At 63.2% G+C, this 26,534-nt stretch carries 26 protein-coding genes and 1 pseudogene; 13 read left to right on the top strand and 14 right to left on the bottom strand.

Features of this window, described 5'->3' with window-relative positions:
• The first annotated feature begins 4 nt into the window (after positions 1–4).
• The 8 genes from lptC (at position 5) to GYB81_RS01195 (ending at position 5,481) form a co-directional block, all read left to right on the top strand.
• Positions 5–571, top strand: coding sequence for an LPS export ABC transporter periplasmic protein LptC (gene lptC / locus GYB81_RS01230; RefSeq protein ID WP_161864946.1), 567 nt, complete (start codon positions 5–7; stop codon positions 569–571).
• Positions 558–1,097: a lipopolysaccharide transport periplasmic protein LptA gene (lptA, locus tag GYB81_RS01225; protein WP_161864945.1), complete on the top strand. Its 540-nt coding sequence runs from the start codon at positions 558–560 to the stop codon at positions 1,095–1,097. Before lptC ends, lptA begins: the two co-directional genes overlap by 14 nt.
• Positions 1,097–1,822, top strand: coding sequence for an LPS export ABC transporter ATP-binding protein (gene lptB / locus GYB81_RS01220; RefSeq protein ID WP_161864944.1), 726 nt, complete (start codon positions 1,097–1,099; stop codon positions 1,820–1,822). The genes lptA and lptB overlap by 1 nt, the downstream gene beginning before the upstream one ends.
• Positions 1,823–1,957: 135 nt before the next feature.
• The gene (locus tag GYB81_RS01215; RefSeq protein WP_161864943.1) at positions 1,958–3,451 is read left to right on the top strand and encodes an RNA polymerase factor sigma-54; all 1,494 of its coding nucleotides are present in this window, start codon (positions 1,958–1,960) and stop codon (positions 3,449–3,451) included.
• A gap of 98 nt (positions 3,452–3,549) precedes the next feature.
• Positions 3,550–3,858 (top strand): ribosome hibernation-promoting factor, HPF/YfiA family, encoded by a 309-nt coding sequence (gene hpf / locus GYB81_RS01210; RefSeq protein ID WP_003242873.1) that lies wholly within the window; start codon positions 3,550–3,552, stop codon positions 3,856–3,858.
• Between the two features lie 12 nt (positions 3,859–3,870).
• Positions 3,871–4,335 (top strand): PTS IIA-like nitrogen regulatory protein PtsN, encoded by a 465-nt coding sequence (gene ptsN / locus GYB81_RS01205; protein ID WP_090427348.1) that lies wholly within the window; start codon positions 3,871–3,873, stop codon positions 4,333–4,335.
• A gap of 1 nt (position 4,336) precedes the next feature.
• On the top strand, positions 4,337–5,194 hold the full coding sequence (rapZ, locus tag GYB81_RS01200) for an RNase adapter RapZ (RefSeq protein WP_161864942.1): 858 nt from the start codon (positions 4,337–4,339) through the stop codon (positions 5,192–5,194).
• 14 nt (positions 5,195–5,208) lie between these two features.
• Entirely contained in the window at positions 5,209–5,481 is a 273-nt protein-coding gene (locus tag GYB81_RS01195) for an HPr family phosphocarrier protein (protein ID WP_161864941.1), read from the top strand.
• A gap of 26 nt (positions 5,482–5,507) precedes the next feature.
• Here GYB81_RS01195 and GYB81_RS01190 read toward each other — a convergent pair.
• The 6 genes and pseudogenes from GYB81_RS01190 to pmbA form a co-directional block, all read right to left on the bottom strand.
• A pseudogene (locus GYB81_RS01190) lies at positions 5,508–6,391 on the bottom strand (ZIP family metal transporter).
• Positions 6,392–6,411: 20 nt separating this feature from the next.
• Entirely contained in the window at positions 6,412–7,023 is a 612-nt protein-coding gene (locus tag GYB81_RS01185; protein ID WP_161864939.1) for a superoxide dismutase, read from the bottom strand.
• Positions 7,024–7,035: 12 nt separating this feature from the next.
• Positions 7,036–7,488, bottom strand: a complete 453-nt coding sequence (locus GYB81_RS01180; RefSeq protein WP_161864938.1) for a tetratricopeptide repeat protein — start codon at positions 7,486–7,488, stop codon at positions 7,036–7,038.
• Between the two features lie 96 nt (positions 7,489–7,584).
• Positions 7,585–8,973, bottom strand: a complete 1,389-nt coding sequence (locus GYB81_RS01175) for a class II fumarate hydratase (protein ID WP_161864937.1) — start codon at positions 8,971–8,973, stop codon at positions 7,585–7,587.
• Complete coding sequence (locus GYB81_RS24655; RefSeq protein WP_233787460.1) at positions 8,966–9,358, bottom strand: FagA protein; 393 nt, start codon at positions 9,356–9,358, stop codon at positions 8,966–8,968. Before GYB81_RS24655 ends, GYB81_RS01175 begins: the two co-directional genes overlap by 8 nt.
• Before the next feature lie 180 nt (positions 9,359–9,538).
• Entirely contained in the window at positions 9,539–10,885 is a 1,347-nt protein-coding gene (gene pmbA, locus GYB81_RS01165) for a metalloprotease PmbA (protein ID WP_161864936.1), read from the bottom strand.
• A gap of 127 nt (positions 10,886–11,012) precedes the next feature.
• Here pmbA and yjgA point away from each other — a divergent pair, with 127 nt between their 5' ends.
• Positions 11,013–11,531 (top strand): ribosome biogenesis factor YjgA, encoded by a 519-nt coding sequence (yjgA, locus tag GYB81_RS01160; protein ID WP_161864935.1) that lies wholly within the window; start codon positions 11,013–11,015, stop codon positions 11,529–11,531.
• A 12-nt stretch (positions 11,532–11,543) separates the two neighbouring features.
• Here yjgA and tldD read toward each other — a convergent pair whose 3' ends face one another.
• From tldD to mreB, 8 genes are all read right to left on the bottom strand, one after another.
• Positions 11,544–12,986, bottom strand: a complete 1,443-nt coding sequence (tldD, locus tag GYB81_RS01155) for a metalloprotease TldD (protein ID WP_161864934.1) — start codon at positions 12,984–12,986, stop codon at positions 11,544–11,546.
• Positions 12,987–12,988: 2 nt separating this feature from the next.
• On the bottom strand, positions 12,989–13,837 hold the full coding sequence (locus tag GYB81_RS01150) for a carbon-nitrogen hydrolase family protein (protein WP_161864933.1): 849 nt from the start codon (positions 13,835–13,837) through the stop codon (positions 12,989–12,991).
• 49 nt (positions 13,838–13,886) lie between these two features.
• A complete protein-coding gene (locus tag GYB81_RS01145; protein ID WP_161865084.1) occupies positions 13,887–17,726 on the bottom strand; it encodes a YhdP family protein in 3,840 nt (1,279 codons plus the stop codon).
• Positions 17,723–19,180: a ribonuclease G gene (gene rng, locus GYB81_RS01140; protein ID WP_161864932.1), complete on the bottom strand. Its 1,458-nt coding sequence runs from the start codon at positions 19,178–19,180 to the stop codon at positions 17,723–17,725. The genes GYB81_RS01145 and rng overlap by 4 nt, the downstream gene beginning before the upstream one ends.
• A 68-nt stretch (positions 19,181–19,248) precedes the next feature.
• Positions 19,249–19,884 (bottom strand): Maf family protein, encoded by a 636-nt coding sequence (locus GYB81_RS01135; RefSeq protein ID WP_161864931.1) that lies wholly within the window; start codon positions 19,882–19,884, stop codon positions 19,249–19,251.
• A gap of 49 nt (positions 19,885–19,933) precedes the next feature.
• Positions 19,934–20,422 carry a rod shape-determining protein MreD gene (gene mreD, locus GYB81_RS01130; protein ID WP_161864930.1) on the bottom strand — a complete coding sequence of 163 codons (489 nt, stop codon included), beginning with the start codon at positions 20,420–20,422 and terminating at the stop codon, positions 19,934–19,936.
• Entirely contained in the window at positions 20,422–21,411 is a 990-nt protein-coding gene (mreC, locus tag GYB81_RS01125; protein WP_161865083.1) for a rod shape-determining protein MreC, read from the bottom strand. Before mreC ends, mreD begins: the two co-directional genes overlap by 1 nt.
• Before the next feature lie 152 nt (positions 21,412–21,563).
• A complete protein-coding gene (gene mreB, locus GYB81_RS01120) occupies positions 21,564–22,601 on the bottom strand; it encodes a rod shape-determining protein MreB (RefSeq protein ID WP_013714086.1) in 1,038 nt (345 codons plus the stop codon).
• Positions 22,602–22,828: 227 nt separating this feature from the next.
• Here mreB and gatC point away from each other — a divergent pair, with 227 nt between their 5' ends.
• The 4 genes from gatC (at position 22,829) to GYB81_RS01100 (ending at position 26,532) form a co-directional block, all read left to right on the top strand.
• Positions 22,829–23,116 (top strand): Asp-tRNA(Asn)/Glu-tRNA(Gln) amidotransferase subunit GatC, encoded by a 288-nt coding sequence (gatC, locus tag GYB81_RS01115; protein ID WP_161864929.1) that lies wholly within the window; start codon positions 22,829–22,831, stop codon positions 23,114–23,116.
• 15 nt (positions 23,117–23,131) lie between these two features.
• The gene (gene gatA, locus GYB81_RS01110) at positions 23,132–24,583 is read left to right on the top strand and encodes an Asp-tRNA(Asn)/Glu-tRNA(Gln) amidotransferase subunit GatA (protein ID WP_161864928.1); all 1,452 of its coding nucleotides are present in this window, start codon (positions 23,132–23,134) and stop codon (positions 24,581–24,583) included.
• A gap of 11 nt (positions 24,584–24,594) precedes the next feature.
• Positions 24,595–26,040, top strand: a complete 1,446-nt coding sequence (gene gatB, locus GYB81_RS01105; protein ID WP_161864927.1) for an Asp-tRNA(Asn)/Glu-tRNA(Gln) amidotransferase subunit GatB — start codon at positions 24,595–24,597, stop codon at positions 26,038–26,040.
• 69 nt (positions 26,041–26,109) lie between these two features.
• Positions 26,110–26,532, top strand: a complete 423-nt coding sequence (locus tag GYB81_RS01100; protein WP_161864926.1) for a septal ring lytic transglycosylase RlpA family protein — start codon at positions 26,110–26,112, stop codon at positions 26,530–26,532.
• The last annotated feature ends 2 nt before the right edge of the window (positions 26,533–26,534 follow it).

Here is a 26,534-nt window from a genome sequence, read left to right as displayed (position 1 = left end):
CAGCATGCCGCGTAAACTTTTAAATACTCTGATCTTTGCCCTGATTGCAGTCGTGGTGGCCGCTCTGGGCTACTGGAACCTCGCACCGGACAGCGCCCGCGTGACCCAACAGGGTGGCGACGACAACGTCGTCGACTTCTATGTCCTCGGCGCGCGTACCGTACAGTTCCAGGACGACGGCAAACTGCACTACCGCATGACCGCGGACAAGCTCGAACACGTCAAGAGCACCGACATCACCCTGATCGACACACCCAAGCTCGACCTCTATCGCGGCACCGAACTGCCGTGGAAGGTGACCAGCCAGCGCGCCGAGGTCTCTCCCGGCGGCGTCGAGGTGGAACTGATCGACGACGTGCGTATAGCCCGCACCGATGCCAAGAATCGTCCAACCATCATCACCAGTAGCCGCATGACCGTTATTCCCGACAAGGAATATGCGCAGACCGAGCAAGCCGTTAGAATCGTCGCGGCCAACGGGGTGACCACGGCACAAGGAATGAAAGCGTACTTGAATGACGGCAGGATGCTCCTGCAGTCCAACGTAAGAGGCCAGCATGAGGTTCGTTAATACCCTCCCCCTGATTATCAGCCTCGGCGCCGCATTGGGAAGCGCGGCTGCCTGGGCACTGCCATCGGACCGCGACCAGCCGATCCGCATTCAGGCCGACAGTGCCGAGCTGGATGACAAGCAAGGCGTAGCCGTCTACCGCGGCGATGTGATCATCACCCAGGGCACCCTGAAGATCACCGGCGACACCGTGACCATCACGCAGACCGCCAGCGGCGATATCGATGTCTTCACCTCGGTAGGCAATCTGGCCTACTACGAGCAGAAGCCGGCCGAGGACAAGGAGATCGTCAAGGCCTACGGCAAGACCATCCAGTACTTCGCCAGCAACGAGCGCATCGTACTGATCGATCAGGCCAAGGTGATTCAGGAAGGCAATACCTTCGAAGGCGAGAAGATCGTGTACGACACCCGCCGCCAGATCGTCAATGCAGGTCGCGCCACGGGCGGCAACGTCAGCACGCCGCGTCCACGCATCGACATGGTCATCCAACCGAAGAACAAACCCGCGGATCAGCAGCAGTAATGGCCATTCTCAAAGCCCAACACCTGGCGAAAAGCTACAAGAGCCGCCAGGTCGTGCGTGACGTCAGCCTGAGCATCGAAAGCGGTCAGATCGTCGGCCTGCTCGGCCCCAATGGCGCCGGCAAGACCACCTGCTTCTATATGATCGTTGGCCTGGTACGCGCCGATCAGGGCCGCGTGCTGATCGACGACCTGGACGTCAGCCATCAGCCCATGCACGGGCGCGCGCGCGCCGGCATCGGCTACCTGCCGCAGGAAGCCTCGATCTTCCGCAAGCTGTCGGTGGCGGACAACATCATGGCCATTCTGGAAACGCGCAAGGACCTGGACCGCGCCGGGCGCAAGGCGGAGCTGGACAGCCTGCTGCAGGAGTTCCATATCCACCATATCGCCGACAGCCTGGGCATGAGCCTGTCCGGTGGTGAGCGCCGCCGCGTGGAGATCGCCCGCGCCCTGGCGACCAATCCCAAGTTCATCCTGCTCGACGAACCCTTCGCCGGTGTCGACCCGATCTCGGTGGGCGACATCAAACAGATCATCCACCACCTCAAGACCAAGGGTATCGGCATTCTGATCACCGATCACAACGTGCGCGAGACTCTGGATATCTGCGAAACCGCCTACATCGTCAACGACGGGCAGTTGATCGCCGAAGGCGACGCCGAGACCATCCTCGCCAACCAGACAGTGAAAGAAGTCTATCTGGGCCACGAATTCCGCCTTTAGGTCGGCGACGTTTCGCTACAGAAATATTGCACCCTCTAGGCAAGAACGAGAAATTCAGGCATATAATTTGCTTCCTGGCGGCGCTCCGGCGCCCTGATGTGGAAGGCGTAACTCGCCAGTAAATTAAGGTCTGCAATGAAACCATCGCTAGTCCTCAAGATGGGCCAGCAGCTGACGATGACCCCGCAGCTGCAACAGGCTATCCGCCTCCTCCAACTGTCGACCCTGGACCTGCAACAGGAAATCCAGGAGGCACTGGAATCCAACCCCATGCTCGAGCGCCAGGAAGATGGCGACGACTTCGACAACAGCGATCCGATGGCCGATGGTGCCGAAAGCGCCACCCCTGCGCCGAGCAAGGAAGAGAGCTACCAGGAAAGCACGCCCACCGTGGACAACCTGGAAGACGGCGAATGGGGCGAACGCATCCCCAACGAGTTGCCGGTCGATACCGCCTGGGAAGACATCTACCAGACCAGCGCCAGCAGCCTGCCCAGCAACGATGATGACGAGTGGGACTTCACCACCCGCACCTCCAGCGGCGAGAGCCTGCACAGTCACCTGCTCTGGCAACTGAACCTTGCCCCCATGTCGGACAAGGATCGGCTGATTGCCGCCACCCTGATCGACTGCATCAACAACGACGGCTATCTCGAGGAAACCCTCGAGGAAGTGACCGAGTCCTTCGACCCCGAGCTGGATGTCGAACTGGACGAAGTGGAAGTCGTCCTGCACCGCATCCAGCAGTTCGAACCAGCCGGTATCGGTGCACGCGACCTGCGCGAATGCCTGCTGCTGCAACTGCGCCAGCTGCCTGCCAATACGCCCTGGCTGAACGAAACCCAGCGCGTCGTCAGCGATTATCTCGAGTTGCTCGGCAGCCGCGACTACGCCCAACTGATGCGCCGTACCAAACTCAAGGAAGACGAACTGCGTCAGGTCATCGACCTGATCCAGCGCCTGAATCCGCGCCCGGGTTCGCAGATCGAATCCAGCGAGCCGGAGTATGTCGTACCCGACGTGATCGTGCGCAAGCACAACGACCGCTGGCTGGTGGAACTGAATCAGGAAGCAATGCCGCGCCTGAGGGTCAACCCGCAGTATGCCGGCTTCGTCAAACGCGCCGACTCCAGCGCCGACAACACCTTCATGCGCAATCAGCTGCAGGAGGCGCGCTGGTTCATCAAGAGCCTGCAGAGCCGCAACGAGACGCTGATGAAGGTGGCCACGCAGATCGTCGAGCACCAACGCGGTTTTCTCGATTACGGTGACGAGGCGATGAAGCCTCTGGTGCTGCACGACATCGCCGAAGCGGTAGGCATGCACGAGTCGACCATTTCACGCGTCACCACGCAGAAATTCATGCACACCCCACGCGGCATTTACGAGCTGAAATACTTCTTCTCCAGCCACGTCAGCACCTCCGAAGGCGGCGAATGTTCGTCCACGGCGATCCGCGCGATCATCAAAAAACTGGTTGCCGCAGAAAACGCGAAAAAGCCGTTGAGTGACAGCAAGATCGCTGGTTTACTGGAGGCACAAGGCATCCAAGTCGCCCGTCGGACGGTCGCCAAGTATCGCGAGTCCCTCGGTATAGCGCCCTCTAGTGAGCGCAAGCGACTGATGTAGGCCAGATCGACTGAAGGCCAAGGTCTTCAGGCCAAAGTGTTCCGGAGGCGGGTCGAATCGGACCCGCCGCTTACACAAGGCAACAAGGAGAAAGCGGTATGCAAGTCAACATCAGTGGACATCAGCTGGATGTGACCGACGCCCTGCGTGACTACATCGGCGAGAAACTGGGCCGACTGGAACGCCACTTCGACAAGATCACCAACGTTCAGGTGACCATGGAGGTCGAGAAACTCAAGCAGAAGATCGAAGCCACCCTGCATGTTGCCGGCGGCGAAGTCGTCGCCAACGCAGAACACCAGGACATGTACGCAGCCATCGACCTGTTGGCCGATAAACTCGACCGTCAACTTATCAAGCACAAGGAAAAGCAGCTCGAGCGTCTGCAAGGCGCCACGGCCCGCTAACATTCCCCATCCATGATCCGACTTGAAAACATCCTGACCCCCGGCCGTTCCCTGGTGAACGTGCCGGGCGGCAGTAAGAAACGCGTGCTCGAACAGATCGCCAATCTGGTCGCCCGCGACCTGCCTGACCTGGATGCCCAGGACATATTCGAAAGCCTTATCGCCCGCGAGAAGCTCGGCTCCACCGGCTTCGGCAACGGCATCGCCATACCCCACTGCCGTCTGGCCGGCTGCAGTGCACCGATCAGCGCCGTTTTGCACCTCGATACCGCCGTCGACTTCGACGCCATCGACGGCGCGCCGGTCGATCTGCTGTTTGTCCTGCTGGTGCCGGAAGCGGCAACCGACGCGCACCTCGAACTACTGCGCCAGATCGCCAGCATGCTCGACCGCCAGGATGTACGTGAACGTCTACGCCAGGCTAACAGTGGCGAAGATCTCTATCAGGTCGTGGTGGACATTCAGAACGGTCAATGACATGCGCCTGATCATCGTCAGCGGTCGCTCGGGCTCGGGCAAGAGCACCGCCCTCGATGTACTTGAGGACAACGGTTTTTATTGCATCGACAACCTGCCGGCCGGCTTGCTGCCGGACCTCGCCGAGCGCTTCCTGCCGCACAGCGACATGCTGCTGCCGCAAGTCGCCGTCTCTATCGATGCACGCAACCTGCTGAGCCAGCTCAAGCGCTTTCCGGAGCTGCTCGAAGAAGTGCGCAAACGCAGCATCCGCTGCGATGTGCTCTACCTGGACGCCGAGGACGAGACGCTGCTCAAGCGTTTTTCGGAAACCCGCAGACGCCACCCGCTGACCAACGACAACCGCTCGCTGGCCGAGGCCATCGCCTACGAAAGCCAGCTGCTCGCGCCTATCACCGATCGTGCCGATCTGAAGATCGACACCACCCGGCTGAATCTTTACCAGTTGCGCGATACGCTCAAGCTGCGCCTGCTCGGCCAGACGCAGACCGGGACCGCCTTTCTGGTCGAGTCATTCGGATTCAAACGTGGCATGCCGGTGGACGCCGATCTGGTGTTCGATGCACGTTGCCTGCCCAACCCTTACTGGAAGCCTGAGCTGCGTGACTATTCCGGCCTGGATCAGCCCGTGGTCGACTACCTGGCCGCGCAACCGGAGGTCGAGGAAATGTATCAGGACATCCTCGCCTATCTGGAAAAATGGCTGCCGCGCTTCGCCGCCAGCAACCGCGCCTACGTCACCATCGCCATTGGTTGCACCGGCGGCCACCACCGCTCGGTGTATCTGGCCAACCGCCTCAGCCAGGCACTCAAAGACTCGCTGAAGAACGTCCAGGTGCGTCACCGCGACCTCAGCTAAGGAGCCCTGCCGCGATGCCCGCACGTGAAATCACCATCATCAACAAACTCGGTCTGCACGCCCGCGCCGCGGCGAAGTTCGTCGGCGTGGCGAGCACCTACCCCTGTCAGGTGCGCATCGGCCGAAGCGCCGACAGCCTGGTAGACGGCAAGAGCATCATGGCAGTCATGATGCTGGCTGCCGGCAAGGGCACCAATGTGCATCTGCTGACCGAGGGCGAGCAGGACGAGCAGGCGATGAATGCGCTGGTCGGCCTCATTGAAAACTACTTCGAAGAAGGCGAATGACGCGCAGTCAGCCCACTGACGCGCCTCTAAGCCAGCGCCGTATCCAGCACCATCATTACGCAGAAGCCCACCGTCAGCGCCAGGCTGGCATCGCCGCGGTGCCCGTTGCTGTGCGACTGGGGGATGATTTCATGAACTACGGCGAACAGCATGGCCCCAGCCGCTAGTGCCAAGCCCCAGGGCAACAGCACCTGAGAAACACTCACCAGCCATGCGCAGAGCACCGCGAACAGCGGCTCGACCAACCCGGACACGACACCAATCAGCACCGCCTTGCCGCGATTCACGCCTGCAGTGGCCAATACCAAGGCGACGATGAGCCCCTCCGGAACGTTCTGCAGGGCAATGCCGATCGCCAGGCCATCGGCGCGGCTCCCGCCGCCACCCCGACAGCCATACCTTCCGGCACGTTGTGCAGCATGATGGCAATCACGAACAGCAGCACGCCAGGTCCCGGTCCAGCATGCGGCTGCGAAAGGCACTGCCGCTGCTCCAGCAACCGCCCCAGCCCCAAAAGCGCTGCAGCGCCCAGCAGCAACCCAATGCTGGCCATGGCCCCCGCCCCCCAAGGGCTGAAGCCCTGGTCCGCCGCCACATCCAATGCCGGAGTGAGCAGCGAAAAGACGGTCGCCGCCAGCATGACGCCACCCCCGAACCCGAGCAGGCTGTCACGCCAGCGCCGGGAAAGCTCGCCCATAAAGAGCACCGGCAGAGCGCCCAGCGCCGTTCCTGTGGCGCATAGCAGGCCAGCCTGCATCGCTCGCATCAGTTGCGGCTGTACTCCCTGGTCGATCAGTGCGGCCGATTGAATGAACAGCAGCAACCCACCGCAAAACAGGATGGCTCCGCCGAACAGATAACGCAGAACTCGACCATTGAGGCCGGGGAGAGAAGTCAGCGGGGCTCGCATCACCGTTGGTATCCGCACATTCAGCTCAGGGCCTGCCGGTATCGACGCGTCACTTCACGCCAGTCGATGACGTTGTAGAAGGCTCCGATATATTCCGGCCGGCGATTTTGGTAGCGCAGGTAGTAAGCGTGCTCCCATACATCCAGCCCGAGGATGGGCGTGTTGCCATGCAACAACGGGCTGTCCTGGTTGGCGCTGCTCTCTACCACGAGTTTTTTCTCCGATGTCACGCTGAGCCATGCCCAGCCACTGCCAAAACGGCTCAGCGCAGCTTTGGTGAAAGCGTCCTGAAACGCTGCGAAGCCGCCCAGCTCGGCATCGATCGCTGTGGCCATTTCGCCTTCTGGCTTACCCCCGCCGGCAGGCGACATGACTGTCCAGAACAGTGTATGGTTGGCGTGGCCGCCGCCCTGGTTGATCAACGCCGCATGCAGGTCTTGCGGCAACTCCTTCAACCGGGCCAGCAGGCCTTCCACCGGTTCTTCTGCATAGGACGTCCCTTCCAGGGCCGCGTTCAGATTGTTGATATAGGTCTGGTGGTGCTTGAGGTGGTGGATTTCCATGGTCTGCGCATCGATATGCGGCTCCAGGGCATCGTAAGCGTAAGGCAGTGCGGGCAAGCTGTAGGACATGAACGTTCTCCGTCAGTGGTAGTGGCGGCCTTGGCTGGCCGGGCTGAGCGATGGGCGCTGCCAGGCATGACGCTGCGAAGCCCCCAGCAAACGATCGGTACGAGGGAAGGCCCCGTGCTCGCCGATGAACTGCAACAGCTCGACGTAGGTACGGCGGCTGTGGTGCAGTGCGACTTCACGCAGAGCCTGCGGCTGCTGGCCGTCGGCCAGGGTTTGCAGCAGGCGCTCGTGACTGGCGCAGAGGTTCTCTGCGGCCTCCTCGGGCTGTCCGAGGGTCAGATGCAGGTCGGCCAGGTTGTGATGGGAAATTACGAAGGCCGCCACCGCCATGTTGTGATCAGGCCAGCGCCCGAACATCACCTGCGCCTCTGCCAATGCCTGCAGATAGAGCTCGCGGGCCGTGACCCAGTCGCCGTCGGAAAAACAGCGGTTGCCGGTTTCGATGATGGTTTTCCAGTGCTCCATGACAGGCCTCCTGGTGAGAGTCTGTCCACGGTTGAAGCCTCGACTGATGTGATGCCTGGCCGAGCGGGTCGTGGACAGACTCGGAGAGAAAGCGACTCAGAGGCCGCCTTCAGTGAGTTTTTCCGGATTCAGCAATTGCTCGAGCTGCTCTCGCGACAGCTCGGTCTGTTCCAGCGCCACCTCGATGATCGGCCGCCCCTCACGGTAGGCCTGCTTGGCAATTTCAGCGGCCTTGAGGTAGCCGATGATCGGGTTCAGCGCCGTCACCAGAATCGGGTTGCGATCCAGTGCTTCCCTGAGCTTCGGCTGGTTGACCTTGAAGCTGGCAATGGCGCGGTCGGCCAGTAGGCGGCTGGCATTGGTCAGCAGCTGGATGCTGTAGAGCAGGTTGTCGGCAATCAGCGGCAACATGACGTTGAGCTCGAAATTACCTGACTGGCCAGCGATGGCGATGGCCGAGTCATTGCCGATCACTTGCGCCGCCACCATCGCTGCTGCCTCGGGTATCACCGGGTTGACCTTGCCCGGCATGATCGAAGAGCCAGGCTGGAGGGCCTCCAGTTCGATTTCAGCCAATCCGGCCAGCGGCCCCGAATTCATCCAGCGCAGATCATTGGCGATTTTCATCAACGATACGGCGGTAGTTTTGAGCTGCCCGGATACGGCCACGGCCGTGTCCTGCGAGCCGATCAGCGCGAAGAAGTTATTGCCGGAGGTGAAACTCAGCCCCGTCAGGCGCCCTAGTTCCAGGCAGAACTGTTCGGCGAAACGCGGATGGGCATTGACCCCAGTACCTACCGCGGTACCGCCCTGAGCCAGCGCCTGCAAGCTGGGCTGCAAGCCACGCAGATGCTCGATATTGGCCTGAATCTGCTGGCCCCAACCGTCCAGCACCTGACTCATGCGCACCGGCATGGCATCCATCAGATGCGTTCGCCCGGTCTTGATGTATGGCTGGACCTCCAGGGATTTTTCGCACAGCACCTTGAGCAGATGGCCAAGCGCCGGAAGCAGACGCTCTTGCAGCTCGATGGCCGCGCTGACATGGATGGTCGTGGGAATGATGTCATTGCTGCTCTGACCACAATTGACGTGGTCGTTGGCGCTGACCCTGTCACCAAGGATGCGACTGGCCAGGGAGGCGATCACCTCGTTGGCGTTCATATTGGAACTGGTGCCGGAGCCGGTCTGAAATATATCCACCGGGAAGTGGGCCATGAAGTCGCCCTCGAGCAAGTGCTGACAGGCCCCAACGATGGCGTCGCCCATCAGCGGATCGAGCTGTTGCAACTCGACATTGGCCCGCGCGGCTGCGGCCTTGGCCAGGATCAGCGCACGAATGAAGGGCGCCGGCATGCGTAGCCCCGACACCGGGAAATTATTCACCGCACGCTGGGTCTGCGCGCCATACAGCGCAGCACTCGGTACCTGCAGTTCGCCCATGCTGTCGCGTTCGATGCGGGTGCCACTCGAGGTTTCACTCATAAGGATGTCCTTTTGCCGATTCAGTGAACGAGAGGGAGGGTTCCAGACGCAGCGTCGCCAGCCGATTGAGCAGGACGCCGAGGCTGCGCTGGCGTGCGGGGGTGCTGGCCTGTTGCTGCATCACGCGCAACGGCCGATAGGCGCGATCCAGACAAAGGGCACGCCAGTGCCAAGGCAATGCCGGGTCACAGGCTGTGTCCAGCAAGAGTTCTAGCGTGATACGCGAGGCGCGCCAGGCATCCAGCAGGCCGCGATCCACCAGTTGCCGACCGTGCCATTCGTGGAAGTCGAGCAGGCGTGGCTCATCAGGACGCAGCGCGCAGCGCACGAGAAAACCCTGCCAACGCCAGCAGTTCGGGCAAGGTGTGAAAAACGGATAGAACATGGACGCCCACCGAGAAATGTAATGATATTTATTCTCTTTTGAGAAAAATAATCAATACATAGAATGTGTGGGCTTTCATGGGCAAGGCGACCCTACGTCAGGATCGCCGGTGCCAGAATGCGCGTGACCGCCAATGCCGCGCGTCAGCGGTCTCAGCTACTGGGGGGAATGTCGTCGCCGTCAGCTGCCGGCGACGGTCATCTTCTCGATCAGTACCGAGCCGGTGCAGATATTGCCGCGCCGTTCCAGGTCGCGACCGACCGCAACGATCTGGCGGAACATGTCGCGCAGATTGCCGGCGATGGTCACTTCCTGCACCGGGAACTGGATCTCGCCGTTCTCAACCCAGAAGCCCGCCGCCCCCCGGGAGTAGTCCCCGGTGACCAGATTCAGGCCCTGCCCCATCAGCTCGGTCACCAGCAGGCCGCGCCCCATGCGACGGATCAGCGCCTGCTGATCCTCATCGCCGTGGGTGACGAACAGGTTGTGCACGCCACCGGAGTTGGCGGTGCTGGGCAGTCCCAGTTTGCGCCCCGAATAAGTGCCAAGCACGTAGGACACCAACTCGCCCTTTTCCACGAACGGCTTTGCGTAGGTGGCCAGGCCATCGCCATCGAAGGTCGCACTACCCAGGGCACGCGGCAGATGCGGTCGTTCGTCGAGGCTCAGCCACTCGGGGAACAGACGCTGGCCGAGCGCACCTTCGAGGAAGGAGGAATGGCGATACAGATTGCCGCCCGAGATTGCCGCCAGCAGGTGACTGAACAGCCCGCCAGCGAGCTCGGCGGCGAACAGCACCGGCACCTCGCAGGTCGGCACCGGCCTTGCGCCAAGGCGGCTGACCGCACGCTCGGCAGCGCGCTGGCCAATACCTGCAGCATCGGCCAGCAGCTCGCCCTGGCGATTGACGTCATACCAGTAGTCGCGCTGCATCTGCCCCTCGCCTTCGGCGATCATCACGCAGCTCAGGCTGTGACGGGTGCTGGCATAACCACCAACGAAACCATGACTGTTGCCATAAACGCGGCAACCCTGATGGGTGTTGAGACTCGTGCCATCGGCATTCTTGATCCGGGTGTCGGCGGCGAATGCTGCCGCCTCGCAGGCCAGCGCCTGCTCGACCGCCTGCTCAGGCGTGATCGACCAGGGGTGATAGAGGTCCAGTTCAGGCAGCTCGCGCGCCATCAGCGCGGCATCCGCCAGGCCGGCACATTCATCTTCGGATGCATGCTTGGCAATCGCCAGGGCTGCCGCAACGGTCTCGCGAATGGCCTCGATACCGGTGGCCGAGGTGCTGGCAGAGCCCTTGCGCTGGCCCACGTACAGGGTGATGCCGAACCCCTGATCGCGATTGAATTCGACTGTCTCCACCTCACCCTGGCGCACGGTGGTGGACAACCCCTGACCAGCCGAGACGGCTACTTCGCAGGCACTGGCGCCCTGGCGCCTGGCCTCGGCGAGAATCGTCTCGACCTGCTCCTGCAGCGCTGGCAGAGCCTGCGGCCCGATGCGTTCTACTTCACTCATAACCACTCCCGATTCTCTTGGCGCAGACCCCATGCGCACGTAGCCGAGGCCTGCTCTCGACTGCCGGCTACGGGCCGGCGGTCACGGTTGCTGCTATCATGGCGGCGTTTCCCTCTGGACCCACCCCATGTCTGATTCCTACGACGACTTCTCCCTGGAGAAGAGCAAATCCCAGGTCAAACGCGAACTGCACGCCCTGCAGGATCTCGGCGAGCGTCTGACTGCGCTCAAGCCGGACCTGCTGGCCAGGATGCCGCTGACCGACGCACTACGCCGCGCCCTCGCCGAAGCACCGAAACACACTGCCAACGCCGCGCGCAAACGCCACATCCAGTTCATCGGCAAGCTGATGCGCGAACAGGATGTCGAGGCGATCGTCGCCATGCTCGACCAGGTGGACAGCTCCACCCGCGAATACAACGAGCGCTTCCATGCCCTCGAGCGCTGGCGCGACCGCCTGATTGGCGAAGGCGACAGTGCGCTGGAGAGCTTCGTCGAGCTCTACCCCGATGCCGACGTCCAACATCTGCGCGGGCTGGTTCGTCATGCCCAACATGAAGCCGCGCGCAACAAGCCCCCGGCCGCCGCGCGCAAGGTATTCAAGTACATCCGCGAGCTCGACGAAATCCAGCGCGGCCTGCGCTGAACCTGCTTCGCTTTACGCACCGGTGCCGCCAACGGTGATCGTGTCGATCTTCAGCGTCGGCTGGCCGACACCGACCGGCACCGACTGGCCATCCTTGCCGCAGGTGCCGACGCCGCTGTCCAGGGCCAGATCATTGCCGACCATCGACACCCGGCTCATGGCCTCCGGGCCGTTGCCGATCAGCGTGGCACCTTTGACCGGCGCAGTGATCTTGCCGTCCTCGATCAGGTAGGCCTCGCTGGTGGAGAAGACGAACTTGCCGCTGGTGATGTCCACCTGGCCGCCACCCAGATTGGCGCAGTAGATGCCCTTCTTCACCGAACGGATGATCTCCTCCGGATCGCTCTCACCGGCCAGCATGTAGGTGTTGGTCATGCGCGGCATCGGCAGGTGCGCATAGGATTCACGACGACCGTTGCCGGTAGCCGCCACGCCCATCAGGCGCGCATTGAGCTTGTCCTGCATGTAGCCTTTGAGCACGCCGTTCTCGATCAACGTGGTGCGCTGGGTCGGTGTGCCTTCGTCATCGACGCTGAGCGAGCCACGACGGCCGGCCAGGGTGCCGTCGTCGACGATGGTGCAAAGGCTGGACGCGACCTTCTGCCCGACCTTGCCGCTATAGGCCGAGCTGCCCTTGCGATTGAAATCGCCTTCCAGGCCGTGGCCGACCGCCTCGTGCAACAACACGCCGGACCATCCAGCGCCCATCACCACCGGCATGCTGCCGGCAGGCGCGGCGATGGCTTCGAGGTTGACCAGCGCCTGGCGCAGCGCCTCACGGGCATAGCTCATGGCGCGGTCTTCATCGAGGAAATAGCGGTAGTCGGTGCGGCCGCCGCCGCCGTGACCACCACGTTCGCGGCGACCGTTCTGCTCGACGATGACACTGACGTTGAAGCGCACCAGCGGGCGGATATCGGCGCTGAGGCTGCCATCATGAGCGGCGACCAGAATCCGATCCCAGACACCGGCCAGGCTCACGGTGACCTGCTTGATGCGCGGATCGAGCGCACGGGTGGCGCGGTCGATACGCTGCAGCAGCTCGACCTTTTCGGCACGGCTCATGACGTCCAGCGGGTTGCCTTCGGCATACAGCTGGGTGATCTGCGGGCTGACGAAGGCCTGCACCCGGCCCTGCTGGCCGGCACGGGAGATCGAACGCGCCGCTTGCGCGGCCTGGGTCAACGCATCGAGGCTGATCGCGTTGCTGTAGGCAAAGCCGGTTTTCTCACCGGACTGGGCGCGCACGCCTACACCCTGATCGAGGTTGAAACTGCCTTCCTTGACGATGCCATCCTCCAGTACCCAGGTTTCCGACACCTGGCTTTGGAAATAAAGGTCGGCGGCATCGATGCCAGGCCCTGCGACTTCACCCAGCACGGTACTGAGGCTGTCGAGCGTCAGGTTACCGGGCGCCAGCAGATGTTCGCTGACGGATTGCAACATCGTATTCATGGTCACTCCACAACGACCGGGCGCGGTGCCCCCGGTAAAAAGAATCGGCGGTGCTGCTGCACCGGCATACGTTGGCGAATGGCCGCCTGCTCGGCGGCATCGCGCGAAGCCAGCAATGCGGCTTCCCCTTGATCCTGCTCGGCGAGCACGCTGCCCCAGGGGTCGATGATGGCCGAATGGCCAAAGGTCATGCGCTGCCCGGGATGCTCGCCGCCCTGCCCCGCTGCCAGCACATAGCATTGGGTTTCGATGGCACGGGCCCGCGTCAGCACCTGCCAATGCGCCGCGCCAGTCACGGCCGTGAACGCTGCCGGCACGCTGATCAACTCGGCGCCGGCTTCGCGTAGCGCACCGAACAGTTCGGGAAAACGCAAGTCGTAACACACCGTCAGACCCAGGCGCCCCACCGGCGTATCCGCTACCACCACACGCTGGCCATGGACGAAGTCATCCGACTCGCGATAACGGCCACGGTTGTCAGCCACATCGACGTCGAACAGGTGCAGCTTGTCATAACGAGCCGCGCGCTCGCCCTGATCGTCGATCAGCAGTGAACAGGCGTGCGGCCTGCCCTCGGCATCGTCGTCTGGCGGCAGCGGCAAGGTGCCGGCCACAATCCATAAACTGAGGTCACGCGCGGCCCGTTTCAACCAGGGCAGGATCGGCCCTTCGCCCACTGCCTCGGCACGGCCGATGGCTGCCAGGTCGCGACGCCCCATGGCAGCGAAATTCTCGGGCAGCACAGCGAGGCGTGCACCGCCCTGCGCAGCCCGCTCCAGCATGCGGCGCGCCAGGCGCAGGTTGGTTTGCACGTCCTCCTGACTGACCATCTGGATTACTGCGAGATTCATGGCGGCACTCATCGGTTATCAAGGTGACAGCCTACGCCAAGAAGGACCGTCATTGCGGTTTTTCGAAAGGCTTGTCGAAACGGATATCCGGGTCCTGCAGCGGCCCCTTGACGTCGTACTGCACGCTGGCGAAACGGGCAACCTTGTCCCCCAGCAACTTGTCCGCCACGAACAGGGCGCCACCGATCGCCGGCGCACCGACGATCAACGCCGCCAACGGCAGGTTATTGGTCACCGGCAGGGTCACCAGCAGCTTGGCATCGATGCGCTCGTTGCGCATGTCCAGCTGGCCGTCCAGTTCCAGGTTGCTCGACGGCCCGGTCATGGTGATCGGCTCCCGCGTCACGAACACGCCATTGGTGGCCTGCATGTTGCCCTTGACCCGGTCGTAACTCAGCCCTTTGCCCAGCAGGTCGGAGAAGTCCAGACGCAGGCGGCGGCCGATGGAGTTGAAGTTGAGCAGGCCGAACACCCGCAACGCCTGGGCCGAGCCCTGTACCTCGACGAACTGGCCCTTGCGTAGCGAGGGGTCGAGGTTGCCGGAGAAACGCTTGAGCGAGAACCAGGCTGGCGAACCGGGCCAGCTGCCATCAACGTCGACCCGGAAACTTTCACTGGTGACGCTGGGGGCGTAATCCCAGGCTTTCAGGATCGCGCCAAGGTCCTTGCCCTGCAGGCGCCCCTTGTACCAGCTCTGGGTATTGCCGGCGGCACTTCGCCAACCGGCACTGCCGCCGATCTTCAGCCCCTGAAGATCGAGATCGAGGTCATCGAAACGCACGCCGCGCTCTTCCGGTCGTACCTTGAGTGACCAGGCGCCCAGCACCTTGTCGCCGCGCTGCACGCGCTGGATGCTGATATCCAGTGCCGGGAGCGTACTGGGATCGAAATCGGCCAGCGGATCAGGCGCATCGTCGGTCTTTGCCGCATCAGGGTCGGGTGCCGGCAGGCGCACATGCTGCAGGTCGGCACGAATCGGTACCCCCTCGGCATCGGCCAGCAGCACGCGGCCGGCCGCCAGTTGGCTGTCGAACTGTACGGCCCAAGCCTGACCGTCTCGCTCAAGGCCGACGGTCAGTTGCTCGATCTCCTGGCCGAAGCCGCGGAATCGCCCGATCTCCAGTCGTGCACTGCGCAGCAGGCGCTGGCTGTCCGCATCCACCTTGACCGGATGATCGCTGCCAAGCTGCTTCCAGGCATTCAGGTCCAGCTCATCCAGGCGCCCGCGAACACGCAGGCCCTGACCAGGCGGTAATCCTGCGGGACCACCGCCGATCACCACCTCGCCACGACCGTCGGCCAGTGCACCGGCGGGCGCGGCCAGATTCAGACTGGCCAGCTCGCCATAATCCGCCCAGTAACGTCGCTCGCGCCCGGAGAGCGTCATGCGCCAGCTGGCATCGCGCTCCTGCGCTGCCGTCTTGCCGAACGGCGCGGGCAAATCGACTGCGACACCACGCAGGTTGGAGTCGACACGTAGCTTGCTGTCATCGCCATCCAGGGTCAGGCGCAGGTGGTAAGGCAGCAAGCCGCTGACCGGCAGCTTCTGCGGCCCGCCCAGCCATTGGCTGAGGGCGTCGACCTGCACCTGGCCGCGCAGATCGAACAGCGTACGCGCCTGTCCACGGGCGCCCTCGGCGCTGATCCTGCCGCTGACCTGGCGCCCGAATACCTCGGCGCGAACGTCCGGCGCGCTCAGGCCGGCATTGCTGTCGTAACGGAACGCGCCCTTGACCTTGTTCAGTTGCAGATCCGGATTGGCCAGCTTGAGGCTGGCTCCCTCGGTGGCAAAATCCACCACCACCCCGGGCTTGCTTCCCTTTTTCAGCGGAATGTCCAGCTGCAGTCGCCCGGCCAGCGGACCTTCACCCTGCCAGCCGGCGAAGATCTCCGACGTTCCCAGTGGCGCCTCCTGCAGCAGCTTGATCGCGTCGCTCAGGCTGCTCTGCACATCGCCATCGAGCTGCAGCCGCGGCGGCTTGCCATCGTGGAGCAGGGGAATATTGGCGGTGACCGCGCTGACCTGGCTCTGCAGCAGACGCCCGCTCTGCAGGCGCACGCGCACCGCATCGTCCTCGATCAGCACCTCGCCCACGCCGTCACGCAGCGAAGGCCAGCCAGGCTGAAAGGCCAACTCGGCGTCCTTCACCTTGAAAAACAGGCTCAGACTGCGCGCGCCCAGCGCTGCGCCCTTGTTCAGCGAACCCTGATACTGGAAGTAGCCTTCCTCGACATGACCCGCGCGAATCGCCGTCTTCAGCCAGTGATCGAGTTCCTCACTCATGCCGGGCGAGCGGCTCGGCAGATACTTCTCGGTGTAGGACGCGTCACCGTCGCGCAGGCCGACACGCAGATCCATGTAGCTTTCGGCCTCGGGGTCGCGGCGCAGGCGGATCAGCATGTCACCGGCGATCTGTCCTTCGTCGCCATCGAGTCGCATGTAGGGGCTATGCAGGGTCAGGCCGGTTTCGCTCCAGTCCCAGCTCAACCGCGCCTGGGCATGGCGATAGCGCCATATCTCGGGGAACAGTTGGTCCAGGTGCAGGGCGAAGTTCTCGGTATTCAGGCGCAGCTCACCTGCGAACAGGTTGCCCGAGGCGCTACCGCTGACATTCTCGGCCGCCGGCGCGCCGCGATAGGCCTGAATGCCCACCTTGTCCAGATTGGCAGCGAACTGCAGGCGCTCGGCGCCCTCGCGCTGCGGGTAGTAATCGAGCAGCAGGTTGTTGACCGCGCCAACCGGTGATAGCGCCAGCAGAACTTCGCGCGCCTTGTCCGGCATCGGCACCAGCGCCTGTACCAACGGCGCCCAGGCGGCGAGGTCGAGACGGTCTGCCGTCAGCGCCCAACGCTCATTAGCCTCTCCCTCATCGCGCTGTTTCAGGTTCACATGCAGCTCGCCGATACGCTGCTCTGCGTGGGTCAAGGCCAGAGAGTCGATCTGTGCCCGCACACCCTGCTCGTCCCGAGCGAAGAAGGCATTGAAAGCCAGGTCCTTGAGCGTCACAGCCTCATGCCCAGCCTGGCTGCCAACCAGTGCCGGGGCATGCAGGCGCAAGGCCCCCTTGTGCAGGGCCAGGCCGCGGCCTTCCAGCCAAAGCTCACCGCCGGCCTGAAGCTGCTTGACCCGCCAGTCGCCGAGCAGTGATTTTGGCAGCCAGCTCGCCCAGTCGCTCTGCGGCAGGCTCAGGTAGAGCTGCGACTCGGCCTCGCGCCAGGTTTTCGGTTGCATGCGCGTGCGCAAACTCAGCGCCACCGGCTGGCCATCGGGCAGCAGCAGGCGTCCGTCGAGACGCTGGCTGTTGCTGCCGTAACGCAGGCTCAGGTTGACGTAGCTGAGCAGCAAAGGCTCCTGATCGAGTGGCTGCACCACCACTCGGCTGTCGAGCAGGCTGATGCGATGCACCAGTTGCAACTGCTTGAGCAGTTGTTCGACATTCAGCTCGGGGCCGTCGCGCCGTGGCATCCCCTGCAACTGCCAGCCACCTTCGGCGTTCTGCTGCACGTTCAGCTGCAGACCATCCACCTGCAGATTGGCGATACGCGGCTGGCGTGCCATCAGGCTGCCGCTCACGTCCGGCACCAGTTGCACGCGTTCCAGGCTCAGCCCGTCATCCTCGACGCCCAGCCGCACGTCACGCGCCACCAACACCGGCGCCAAGCCCCGCCAGCGGCCTTCGAGGCTGCCGATACGCACCGGCACGCCCAGCTGCGCCGTGGCGCGGTCCTCCAGTTCAAGCCGGTATTCGGCGACCAGAGGTACCAGCTCGCGCCCCAGGCTAACGTACAGCGCGGCCAGTATCAGAAAAGCCGCGCACAACCCCAGCCCCCAGCGCAGCAAGGCCGAGAACAGGCGCGCCAGGGCGCCCCCGGTGCCTGCAGCGCTCAGAGCAGCACCACGTCGTACTGTTCCTGGGAATACATGGTTTCCACCTGGAACTTGATGGTACGCCCGATAAAGGCTTCCAGATCGGCGACGTTGCCCGACTCCTCATCGAGCAGGCGATCGACCACCTTCTGATTGGCCAGCACGCGATAGCTTTCCGCCTGATAGGCGCGCGCCTCGCGCAGAATTTCGCGGAAGATTTCGTAGCAGATGGTTTCGGGTGTTTTCAACTTGCCTCGCCCCTGGCAGGCGCTGCACGGCTCGCAGAGGATCTGCTCGAGACTTTCGCGGGTACGCTTGCGGGTCATCTGCACCAGGCCGAGCTCGGTGATGCCGATGATGTTGGTCTTGGCGTGATCACGCTCGAGCTGTTTCTCCAGGGTGCGCAGCACCTGGCGTTGATGATCCTGGTCTTCCATGTCGATGAAGTCGATGATGATGATGCCGCCCAGGTTACGCAGGCGTAGCTGGCGAGCAATGGCGGTAGCCGCCTCCAGGTTGGTCTTGAAGATGGTCTCTTCCAGCGTGCGGTGCCCGACGAAGGCGCCGGTATTGACGTCGATGGTGCTCATCGCCTCGGCCGGATCGACCACCAGGTAGCCGCCGGATTTCAGCGGCACCTTGCGCTCCAGGGCGCGCTGGATTTCGTCCTCGACGCCATAAAGATCGAAGATCGGCCGTTCACCCGGGTAATGTTCGAGGCGATCGGCGATTTCCGGCATCAGTTCGGCGACGAACTGCGTGATCTTCTGGAAGGTTTCCCGCGAGTCCACGCGAATCTTCTCGGTGCGCGGGCTGACCAGGTCGCGCAGGGTACGCAGTGCCAGGGACAGATCTTCGTAGATCACCGTGGGCGCCTTGGCATTCTGGATCTGCGTACCGATCTGGTCCCACAACCGGCGCAAGTAACGAATATCGATCAGAATCTCGTCGGCGCCAGCGCCCTCGGCAGCGGTGCGCAGGATGAAGCCGCCCGCCTCCTCGATGCCCTCGGCGGCGACGCAATCGGCCACCACCTGCTTCAGGCGCTCGCGCTCGGCCTCTTCTTCGATCTTCAGGGAAATGCCGACATGACTGGTGCGCGGCATGTACACCAGATAGCGCGAGGGAATCGACAGCTGGGTGGTCAGGCGCGCTCCCTTGCTGCCGATGGGGTCTTTGGTGACCTGCACGGTCAGACTCTGTCCTTCGTGGATCAGCGCACTGATCGGCTCCACCGCGGCACCTTCGCGCGTGGAGATTTCCGAGGCATGAATGAAGGCCGCACGCTCCAGGCCGATGTCGACGAAGGCCGCCTGCATGCCGGGCAGCACCCGCACCACCTTGCCCTTGTAGATGTTGCCGACGATGCCGCGCTTCTGCGTGCGCTCGACGTGAACTTCCTGCAGCACGCCGTTTTCCACCACCGCCACGCGCGATTCCATCGGCGTGATATTGATCAGAATCTCTTCGCTCATGCATCCATCCTGGTGATCATGCCGACCGGGCTGCAACGCCGCCCCGCGGACTCAAGCTTTCGGACACCTCATCCTGCAGCCGCGTTGCCGTCGCCTGGTTTCTGAAGATGTCCTGGCGCCGGGAATTGCCAGCAGGCAATACCGAATTCCCCAAGCAGCTCGGCAGTTTCGCACAGCGGCAGACCGACCACCGCCGAATAACTGCCCTGCACCTGGCTGACGAATACCGCCGCCAACCCCTGGATACCATAACTGCCGGCTTTGTCACATGGTTCGCCGCTGGCCCAGTAAGCCTCGATCTCCCCGTCGCTGATGGCGCGAAAGCTCACCTCGCTGGTGACTACGCGAGCCAGTTCGCGTCCGGCGCCGACCAGGGCAACGGCGGTCAGCACCTGGTGGCTGCGCCCCGACAGAGCCCGCAGCATGGCCCGCGACTCGTCGAAATCCGCCGGCTTGCCAAGAATGCGACCATCCAGCACCACGGCCGTATCGGCGCCCAGCACCACCGCATCGGCACGCTCGCCCAATGCGCGCAGGCCGGCACGCGCCTTTTCCCGCGCCAGACGCTCTACATAGGCTGCGGCCGGCTCGGCTGGCAATGGATTTTCATCTATCGAGGCGATTAGCGTGACGCACGGCACAGCGATCTGGGCCAGCAATTCACGGCGACGGGGCGAGGCGGAGGCCAGAAACAGCTCGGCCATGCGGGTATCTCCCTTGGCGAACCGCGGCCAGCCATGCGCCAGGCCGCGTTCAGTTGACGTTGAGGCGCAGGTGCAGACCACGCAGGATGACGCAGACCCAGGGCCACAGCAGGGCACTGACCAGCGCCGGCAGGATGAAAGCCAGGGTCGGGGGACGGCTGCCGGTCAGGGCATTGAGCCACAGCTGCACCAGTTGGGCGAGGCCGAACACCACCATCAGCACCATGCTCTGCTGCCACATGGGAAACATGCGCAGGCGCTGGTGCAGGCTCAGTACCAGGAAGGTGATCAGGGTGAGGATCAGCGCATTTTGCCCGAGCAGCGTGCCGAACAGCACATCCTGCGCCAGACCGAGGATCCACGCCGTGGTCAGACCGACTCGATGCGGCAGAGCCAGAACCCAGTAGGTGAGGACAAGCGCGACCCATAACGGGCGGCCGATCTGCATGAATTCGAGCAGCGGCGCCACGCTGAGCAGAAGCGCGAAGGCCAGGGTCAGCCAGATCACCCAGCCATTACGGGGTTGCACACCGACCATCAGTTCGTCTCCTGTGCCGGAGCGTCCGCGGCCGGAGTGGCGATCGGCGCTGGCGTTTGCTCACTCTGGGTGCGCGCCTGCTCGGCCTCGCGGTCGGCGGCCTCCTGCGCCTCGGCCGAATCGGAAGCACGCTGCTCGGGACTGCGTCGATCAGAGAAGACCAGCAGCAGATAACGGCTGCGATTGAGCGCCGCGGTCGGTGTGGCGCGGACGATGGCGAACGGCTGACCGGAATCGTGAATCACTTGCTTGACCGTGGCCACCGGGTAGCCTGCCGGAAAACGCTGGCCCATGCCGGAGCTGACCAGCAGGTCGCCTTCCTTGATATCTGCGGTATCGGCGACATGACGCAGCTCGAGGCTCTCCGGGTTGCCGGTGCCGACAGCGATGGCACGCAGGCCGTTGCGGTTGACCTGCACCGGAATGCTGTGGGTGTTGTCGGTAAGCAGCAGCACGCGCGAGGTATAGGGCATGACCTCTACCACCTGCCCCATAAGACCGCGGGCATCGAGTACCGGCTGCCCGAGGAACACGCAGTTTTTCTTGCTCTCGTCGACGCAGTCCTTCTCGCCCTTGTCGATCAGGATGCGGTGGGTGTAGGGGTTGGGGTCGACGCCGATCAGTTCGCTGACCAGCACTTCTTCATCCACCAGCGCCGCGGAGTTGAGCAGCTCGCGCAGACGCACGTTCTGTTCGGTCAGGGTCGCCAGCTTCTGCAGGCGGCGCTGCAGCAGCAGTGCTTCGGCCTTGAGCTTTTCGTTCTCGGCCATCAGTTCGCTGCGCGAGGATATCTGCTGGGTCGCGCCTTCCCAGGCCCTTACCGGCAGTTCAGCCAGCTCGTACAGGGGGGTCAACACCATGCCCATCATGCTACGCACGGGCTTGAGCGTGTCGAAGCGGGCGTCGGCCACCATCAGCACTGCCGACAACACGGCAAATACCAGCAAGCGAATGCCCAGCGAGGGACCTTTGGCGAAGAGCGGCTTAATGACCGGCTCCTTGTACGCCACGGGGGCGGAAAGCGCGCGAATTCATGCGAAATGCAAACAGTTCTGGCTAAGGTTGGGGCGAGTGTACTGCAATGCTCGAATATGCGCGTGCCGCCCGTAGGCGGCACGACAGCAGGCCAGGCGAGGAGCGCTTACTCGGTGGAGAGCAGGTCCATGGCATGGCGGTCCATCATCTCCAGAGCCTTGCCGCCGCCGCGGGCGACACAGGTCAGCGGGTCTTCGGCGACGATCACCGGCAAGCCGGTTTCCTGACTCAGCAGCTTGTCCAGATCGCGCAACAGCGCGCCACCGCCGGTCAGCACCAGGCCGCGCTCGGCGATGTCCGAGGCCAGTTCCGGCGGCGATTGCTCCAGGGCACTCTTGACCGCTTGAACGATGGTCGCCAGCGACTCCTGCAGCGCTTCGAGCACTTCGTTGGAGTTCAGGGTGAAGCTGCGCGGTACGCCCTCGGCCAGGTTGCGGCCACGGACATCGACTTCGCGAATCTCGCCACCCGGATAGGCGGTGCCGATTTCCTGCTTGATGCGCTCGGCGGTGCCTTCACCGATCAGCGAGCCATAGTTGCGGCGCACATAGGTGATGATGGCTTCGTCGAAGCGGTCGCCGCCGACACGCACGGACTCGGCGTAAACCACGCCATTGAGGGAGATAAGCGCGATCTCGGTGGTGCCGCCGCCGATGTCGACGACCATCGAACCGCGGGCCTCTTCGACCGGCAGGCCGGCACCGATGGCCGCGGCCATCGGCTCTTCGATCAGAAACACCTCGCGGGCACCGGCGCCCAGGGCCGATTCACGAATGGCGCGGCGCTCGACCTGGGTCGATTTGCACGGCACGCAGATCAGCACGCGCGGCGAGGGCTGCAGGAAGCTGTTCTCGTGAACCTTGTTGATGAAGTACTGCAGCATCTTTTCACAGACGCTGAAGTCGGCGATCACGCCGTCCTTCATCGGACGAATCGCGGAAATGTTGCCTGGAGTACGGCCGAGCATGCGCTTGGCCTCGGTGCCGACAGCCACGACACTCTTCTGGTTGCCGTGGGTACGGATGGCAACTACGGACGGTTCATTCAGGACGATACCGCGCTCGCGCACATAAATAAGGGTATTGGCAGTGCCCAGGTCGATCGACAGATCGCTGGAAAACATGCCACGCAGTTTCTTGAACATTAGGAAGGGACCCTAGGCAACGCATGGGTAAAAGTCAGACGCGGAAAACGCGCGGGTAAAAAGTGCGGCAAACTCTAACAACGGCAGGGATTTTGAGCAAGGCGGCAATATGGTAGATTGCCTGTTTTTCCGGGCCTTGTAGCTGCACATCGCGGCCTTTGACCGCCGGCTCGCGACATCCGTTCCCTGCATGCCCTCTCTGTCACACTTCCACTGGAGAACCCCCGATGGCGCTTGAACGCTCCGAGGTGGAAAAAATCGCCCACCTGGCCCGCCTGGGTCTGAATGACGGCGATATTCCGCAAACCACCGAGACCCTGAATAACATCCTCGGCCTGATCGACCAGATGCAGGCCGTCGATACCCAGGGCATCGAACCCCTGGCCCACCCGCTGGAAGCGACCCAGCGCCTGCGTGCCGACGTGGTCAACGAGAGCAACCAGCGTGACGCCTACCAGGCCATCGCTCCGGCCGTGGAAAGCGGCCTGTACCTCGTGCCGAAAGTCATCGAATAAAGGAAAGGGCCCGACATGCATCAACTGACCCTGGCCGAGATCGCCCGCGGCCTCGCCGACAAGCAATTCTCCGCCGAAGAACTGAGCAGCGCCCTGCTGGCGCGCATCAATCAGCTCGACCCGCAGCTCAACAGTTTCATCACCGTTACCGAAGACCTCGCTCTGGAGCAGGCCAGGGCAGCCGACGCCCGCCGCGCCGCTGGCGAAAACGGCGCCCTGCTCGGCGCACCGATCGCGCACAAGGACCTGTTCTGCACCAACGGCGTGCTGACCTCCTGCGGCTCGAAGATCCTCACCGGCTTCAAGGCGCCCTACGACGCCACCGTGGTCGACAAGCTCAAGGCAGCCGGCACCGTCACCCTCGGCAAGCTGAACATGGACGAGTTCGCCATGGGCTCGGCGAACGAATCCAGCCACTACGGCGCGGTCAAGAACCCCTGGGACACCAGCCGCGTACCGGGCGGCTCCTCCGGTGGTTCCGCTGCCGCAGTTGCGGCGCGCCTGATTCCGGCCGCCACCGGCACCGACACCGGCGGCTCGATCCGCCAGCCGGCCGCGCTGACCAACCTCACCGGCATCAAGCCGACCTACGGCCGCGTCTCGCGCTGGGGCATGATCGCCTACGCCTCCAGCCTCGATCAGGGCGGCCCGCTGGCCCGCGATGCCTTCGACTGCGCCCTGCTGCTCGGCGCCATGGCCGGTTTCGACCCCAAGGATTCGACCAGTGTCGATCAGCCGGTGGATGACTACCTGGCGGCCCTCGCCCAGCCGCTGGCCGGCCTGCGCATCGGCCTGCCCAAGGAATACTTCGGCGCCGGCCTGGATGCCCGCATCGGCGAAAAAGTCATGGCCGTGGTCGAGGAGCTGAAAAAGCTCGGCGCCACCGTCAAGGACATCAGCCTGCCGAACATGCAGCACGCGATTCCCGCCTACTACGTGATCGCGCCTGCAGAAGCCAGCTCCAACCTGTCGCGCTTCGACGGCGTGCGCTTCGGCTATCGCTGCGAGAACCCGGTCAACCTCGAAGACCTTTACAAGCGCTCGCGCGGCGAAGGCTTCGGTGCGGAAGTCAAACGCCGCATCATGGTCGGCACCTACGCCCTGTCGGCCGGCTACTACGATGCCTACTACATCAAGGCGCAGCAGATCCGCCGGCTGATCAAGAATGACTTCGTCGCTGCGTTCAACGACGTCGACGTGATCCTCGGCCCGACCACGCCGAACCTGGCCTGGAAAATCGGCGAGAAAGGCGGCGACCCGGTGTCCGCCTACCTGGAAGACATCTACACCATCACCGCCAACCTGGCCGGCATCCCCGGCCTGTCGATGCCGGCCGGCTTCGTCGACGGTCTGCCGGTGGGCGTGCAGCTGCTCGGCAACTACTTCCAGGAGGGTCGTCTGCTGAATGTCGCGCACCAGTATCAGCAGGTCAGCGACTGGCACAAACAAGCACCGACTGGTTTCTGAGGAATAGACAGATGCAATGGGAAACCGTAATCGGGCTCGAGATCCACGCTCAGCTCAGCACCCAATCGAAGATCTTCTCGGCCAGCGCCACCAGTTTCGGCGCCGAGCCCAACACCCAGGCCAGCCTGGTCGACCTCGGCATGCCCGGCACCCTGCCGGTGCTCAACGCCGAAGCCGTGCGTATGGCCTGCAAGTTCGGTCTGGCCATCGATGCCGAGATCGGCGCGCGTAACGTCTTCGCCCGCAAGAACTACTTCTATCCGGACCTGCCCAAGGGCTACCAGACCAGCCAGATGGATCACCCCATCGTCGGCAAGGGCCATCTGGACATCACCCTGGAAGACGGCACCGTCAAGCGCATCGGCATCACCCGAGCGCACCTGGAAGAGGACGCCGGCAAGAGCCTGCACGAAGACTTCCACGGCATGAGCGGCATCGACCTCAACCGCGCCGGCACGCCGCTGCTGGAGATCGTTTCCGAGCCGGACATCCGCTCGGCCAAGGAAGCCGTGGCCTACGTCAAGGCCATCCACGCACTGGTCCGTTACCTGGGCATCTGCGACGGCAACATGGCCGAAGGCTCGCTGCGCTGCGACTGTAACGTTTCCGTGCGTCCGAAAGGTCAGGAAGCCTTCGGCACCCGCGCCGAGATCAAGAACGTCAACTCCTTCCGTTTCATCGAGAAAGCGATCAACCACGAGATCCAGCGCCAGATCGACCTGATCGAGGACGGCGGCAAGGTCATACAGGAAACCCGTCTGTACGACCCGAACAAGGATGAAACCCGCTCCATGCGCGGCAAGGAAGAAGCCAACGACTACCGTTACTTCCCCTGCCCCGACCTGCTGCCGGTGGTGATCGAGCAGAGCTTCCTCGACGAGGTACGCAGCCAGCTGCCGGAACTGCCGACGCAGAAGCGCGAGCGCTTCCAGAGCCAGTACGGCCTGTCCACCTACGACGCCAGCGTACTCTCGGCCAGCCGCGAGATGGCCGAGTACTTCGAAGAAGTGACCAAGGTCTGCGGCGATGCCAAGCTGGCGGCCAACTGGGTGATGGGCGAGCTGTCCAGCCTGCTCAACAAGGAAGGTCTGGAGATCGAGCAGTCGCCGGTTTCCGCCGAACACCTGGGCGGCATGATCCTGCGCATCAAGGACAACACCATCAGCGGCAAGATCGCCAAGATGGTGTTCGAGGCCATGGCCGCCGGTGAAGGCAGCGCCGATGCGATCATCGAGAGCAAGGGCCTCAAGCAGGTCACCGACAGCGGCGCCATCGAGGCGATGCTCGACGAAGTGCTCACCGCCAACGCCGAGCAGGTCGAGCAGTACCGCGCCAGCGATGAAGCCAAGCGCGGCAAGATGTTCGGCTTCTTCGTCGGCCAGGCCATGAAAGCCTCCAAGGGCAAGGCCAACCCGGGGCAAGTGAACGAACTGCTGAAGAAGAAGCTCGAAGGCTGAGCCAGGCCGCTTCGCTTGAAACTGAAAAACGCCGGGTTCCCCCGGCGTTTTTTCATGGAGAAAGAACAGATGACGATCCGTAGCCCGGATGCAATCCGGGAACCTTCATTGCCCCGCATTACAGCCGCGCTACGCAGCTGCGCATTACTCGGAGCACTCGCCTTGCTCGGCGGCTGCTCTACCTTTGGCGGCGGCGCAGGCGGCAGCGAAACCGGCAAGGCTTCCTACTACGCTCAGGCGCACCATGGCAAACGCACCGCCAGCGGCGAGCGCTTCGATCAGAATGCCCTGACCGCCGCACATCGCACCCTGCCCTTCGGTACGCGAGTGCGGGTGACCAACCTGAACAATGAACGTAGCGTCGTAGTACGAATCAATGACCGTGGGCCCTTCGTACGCGGCCGTGTGATCGACGTGTCACGTGCCGCTGCCGTGCGCCTGGACATGTTGCGCGCAGGCGTGGTTCCGGTGCGGGTCGAGGCGCTGGACTGACC

Source organism: Pseudomonas yangonensis (assembly GCF_009932725.1).
In the GTDB taxonomy this organism is placed as follows: Bacteria; Pseudomonadota; Gammaproteobacteria; order Pseudomonadales; family Pseudomonadaceae; genus Aquipseudomonas; species Aquipseudomonas yangonensis.
Note: the sequence above shows the minus strand (reverse complement) of the source record. Positions and strands in the feature narration are given on the sequence as shown.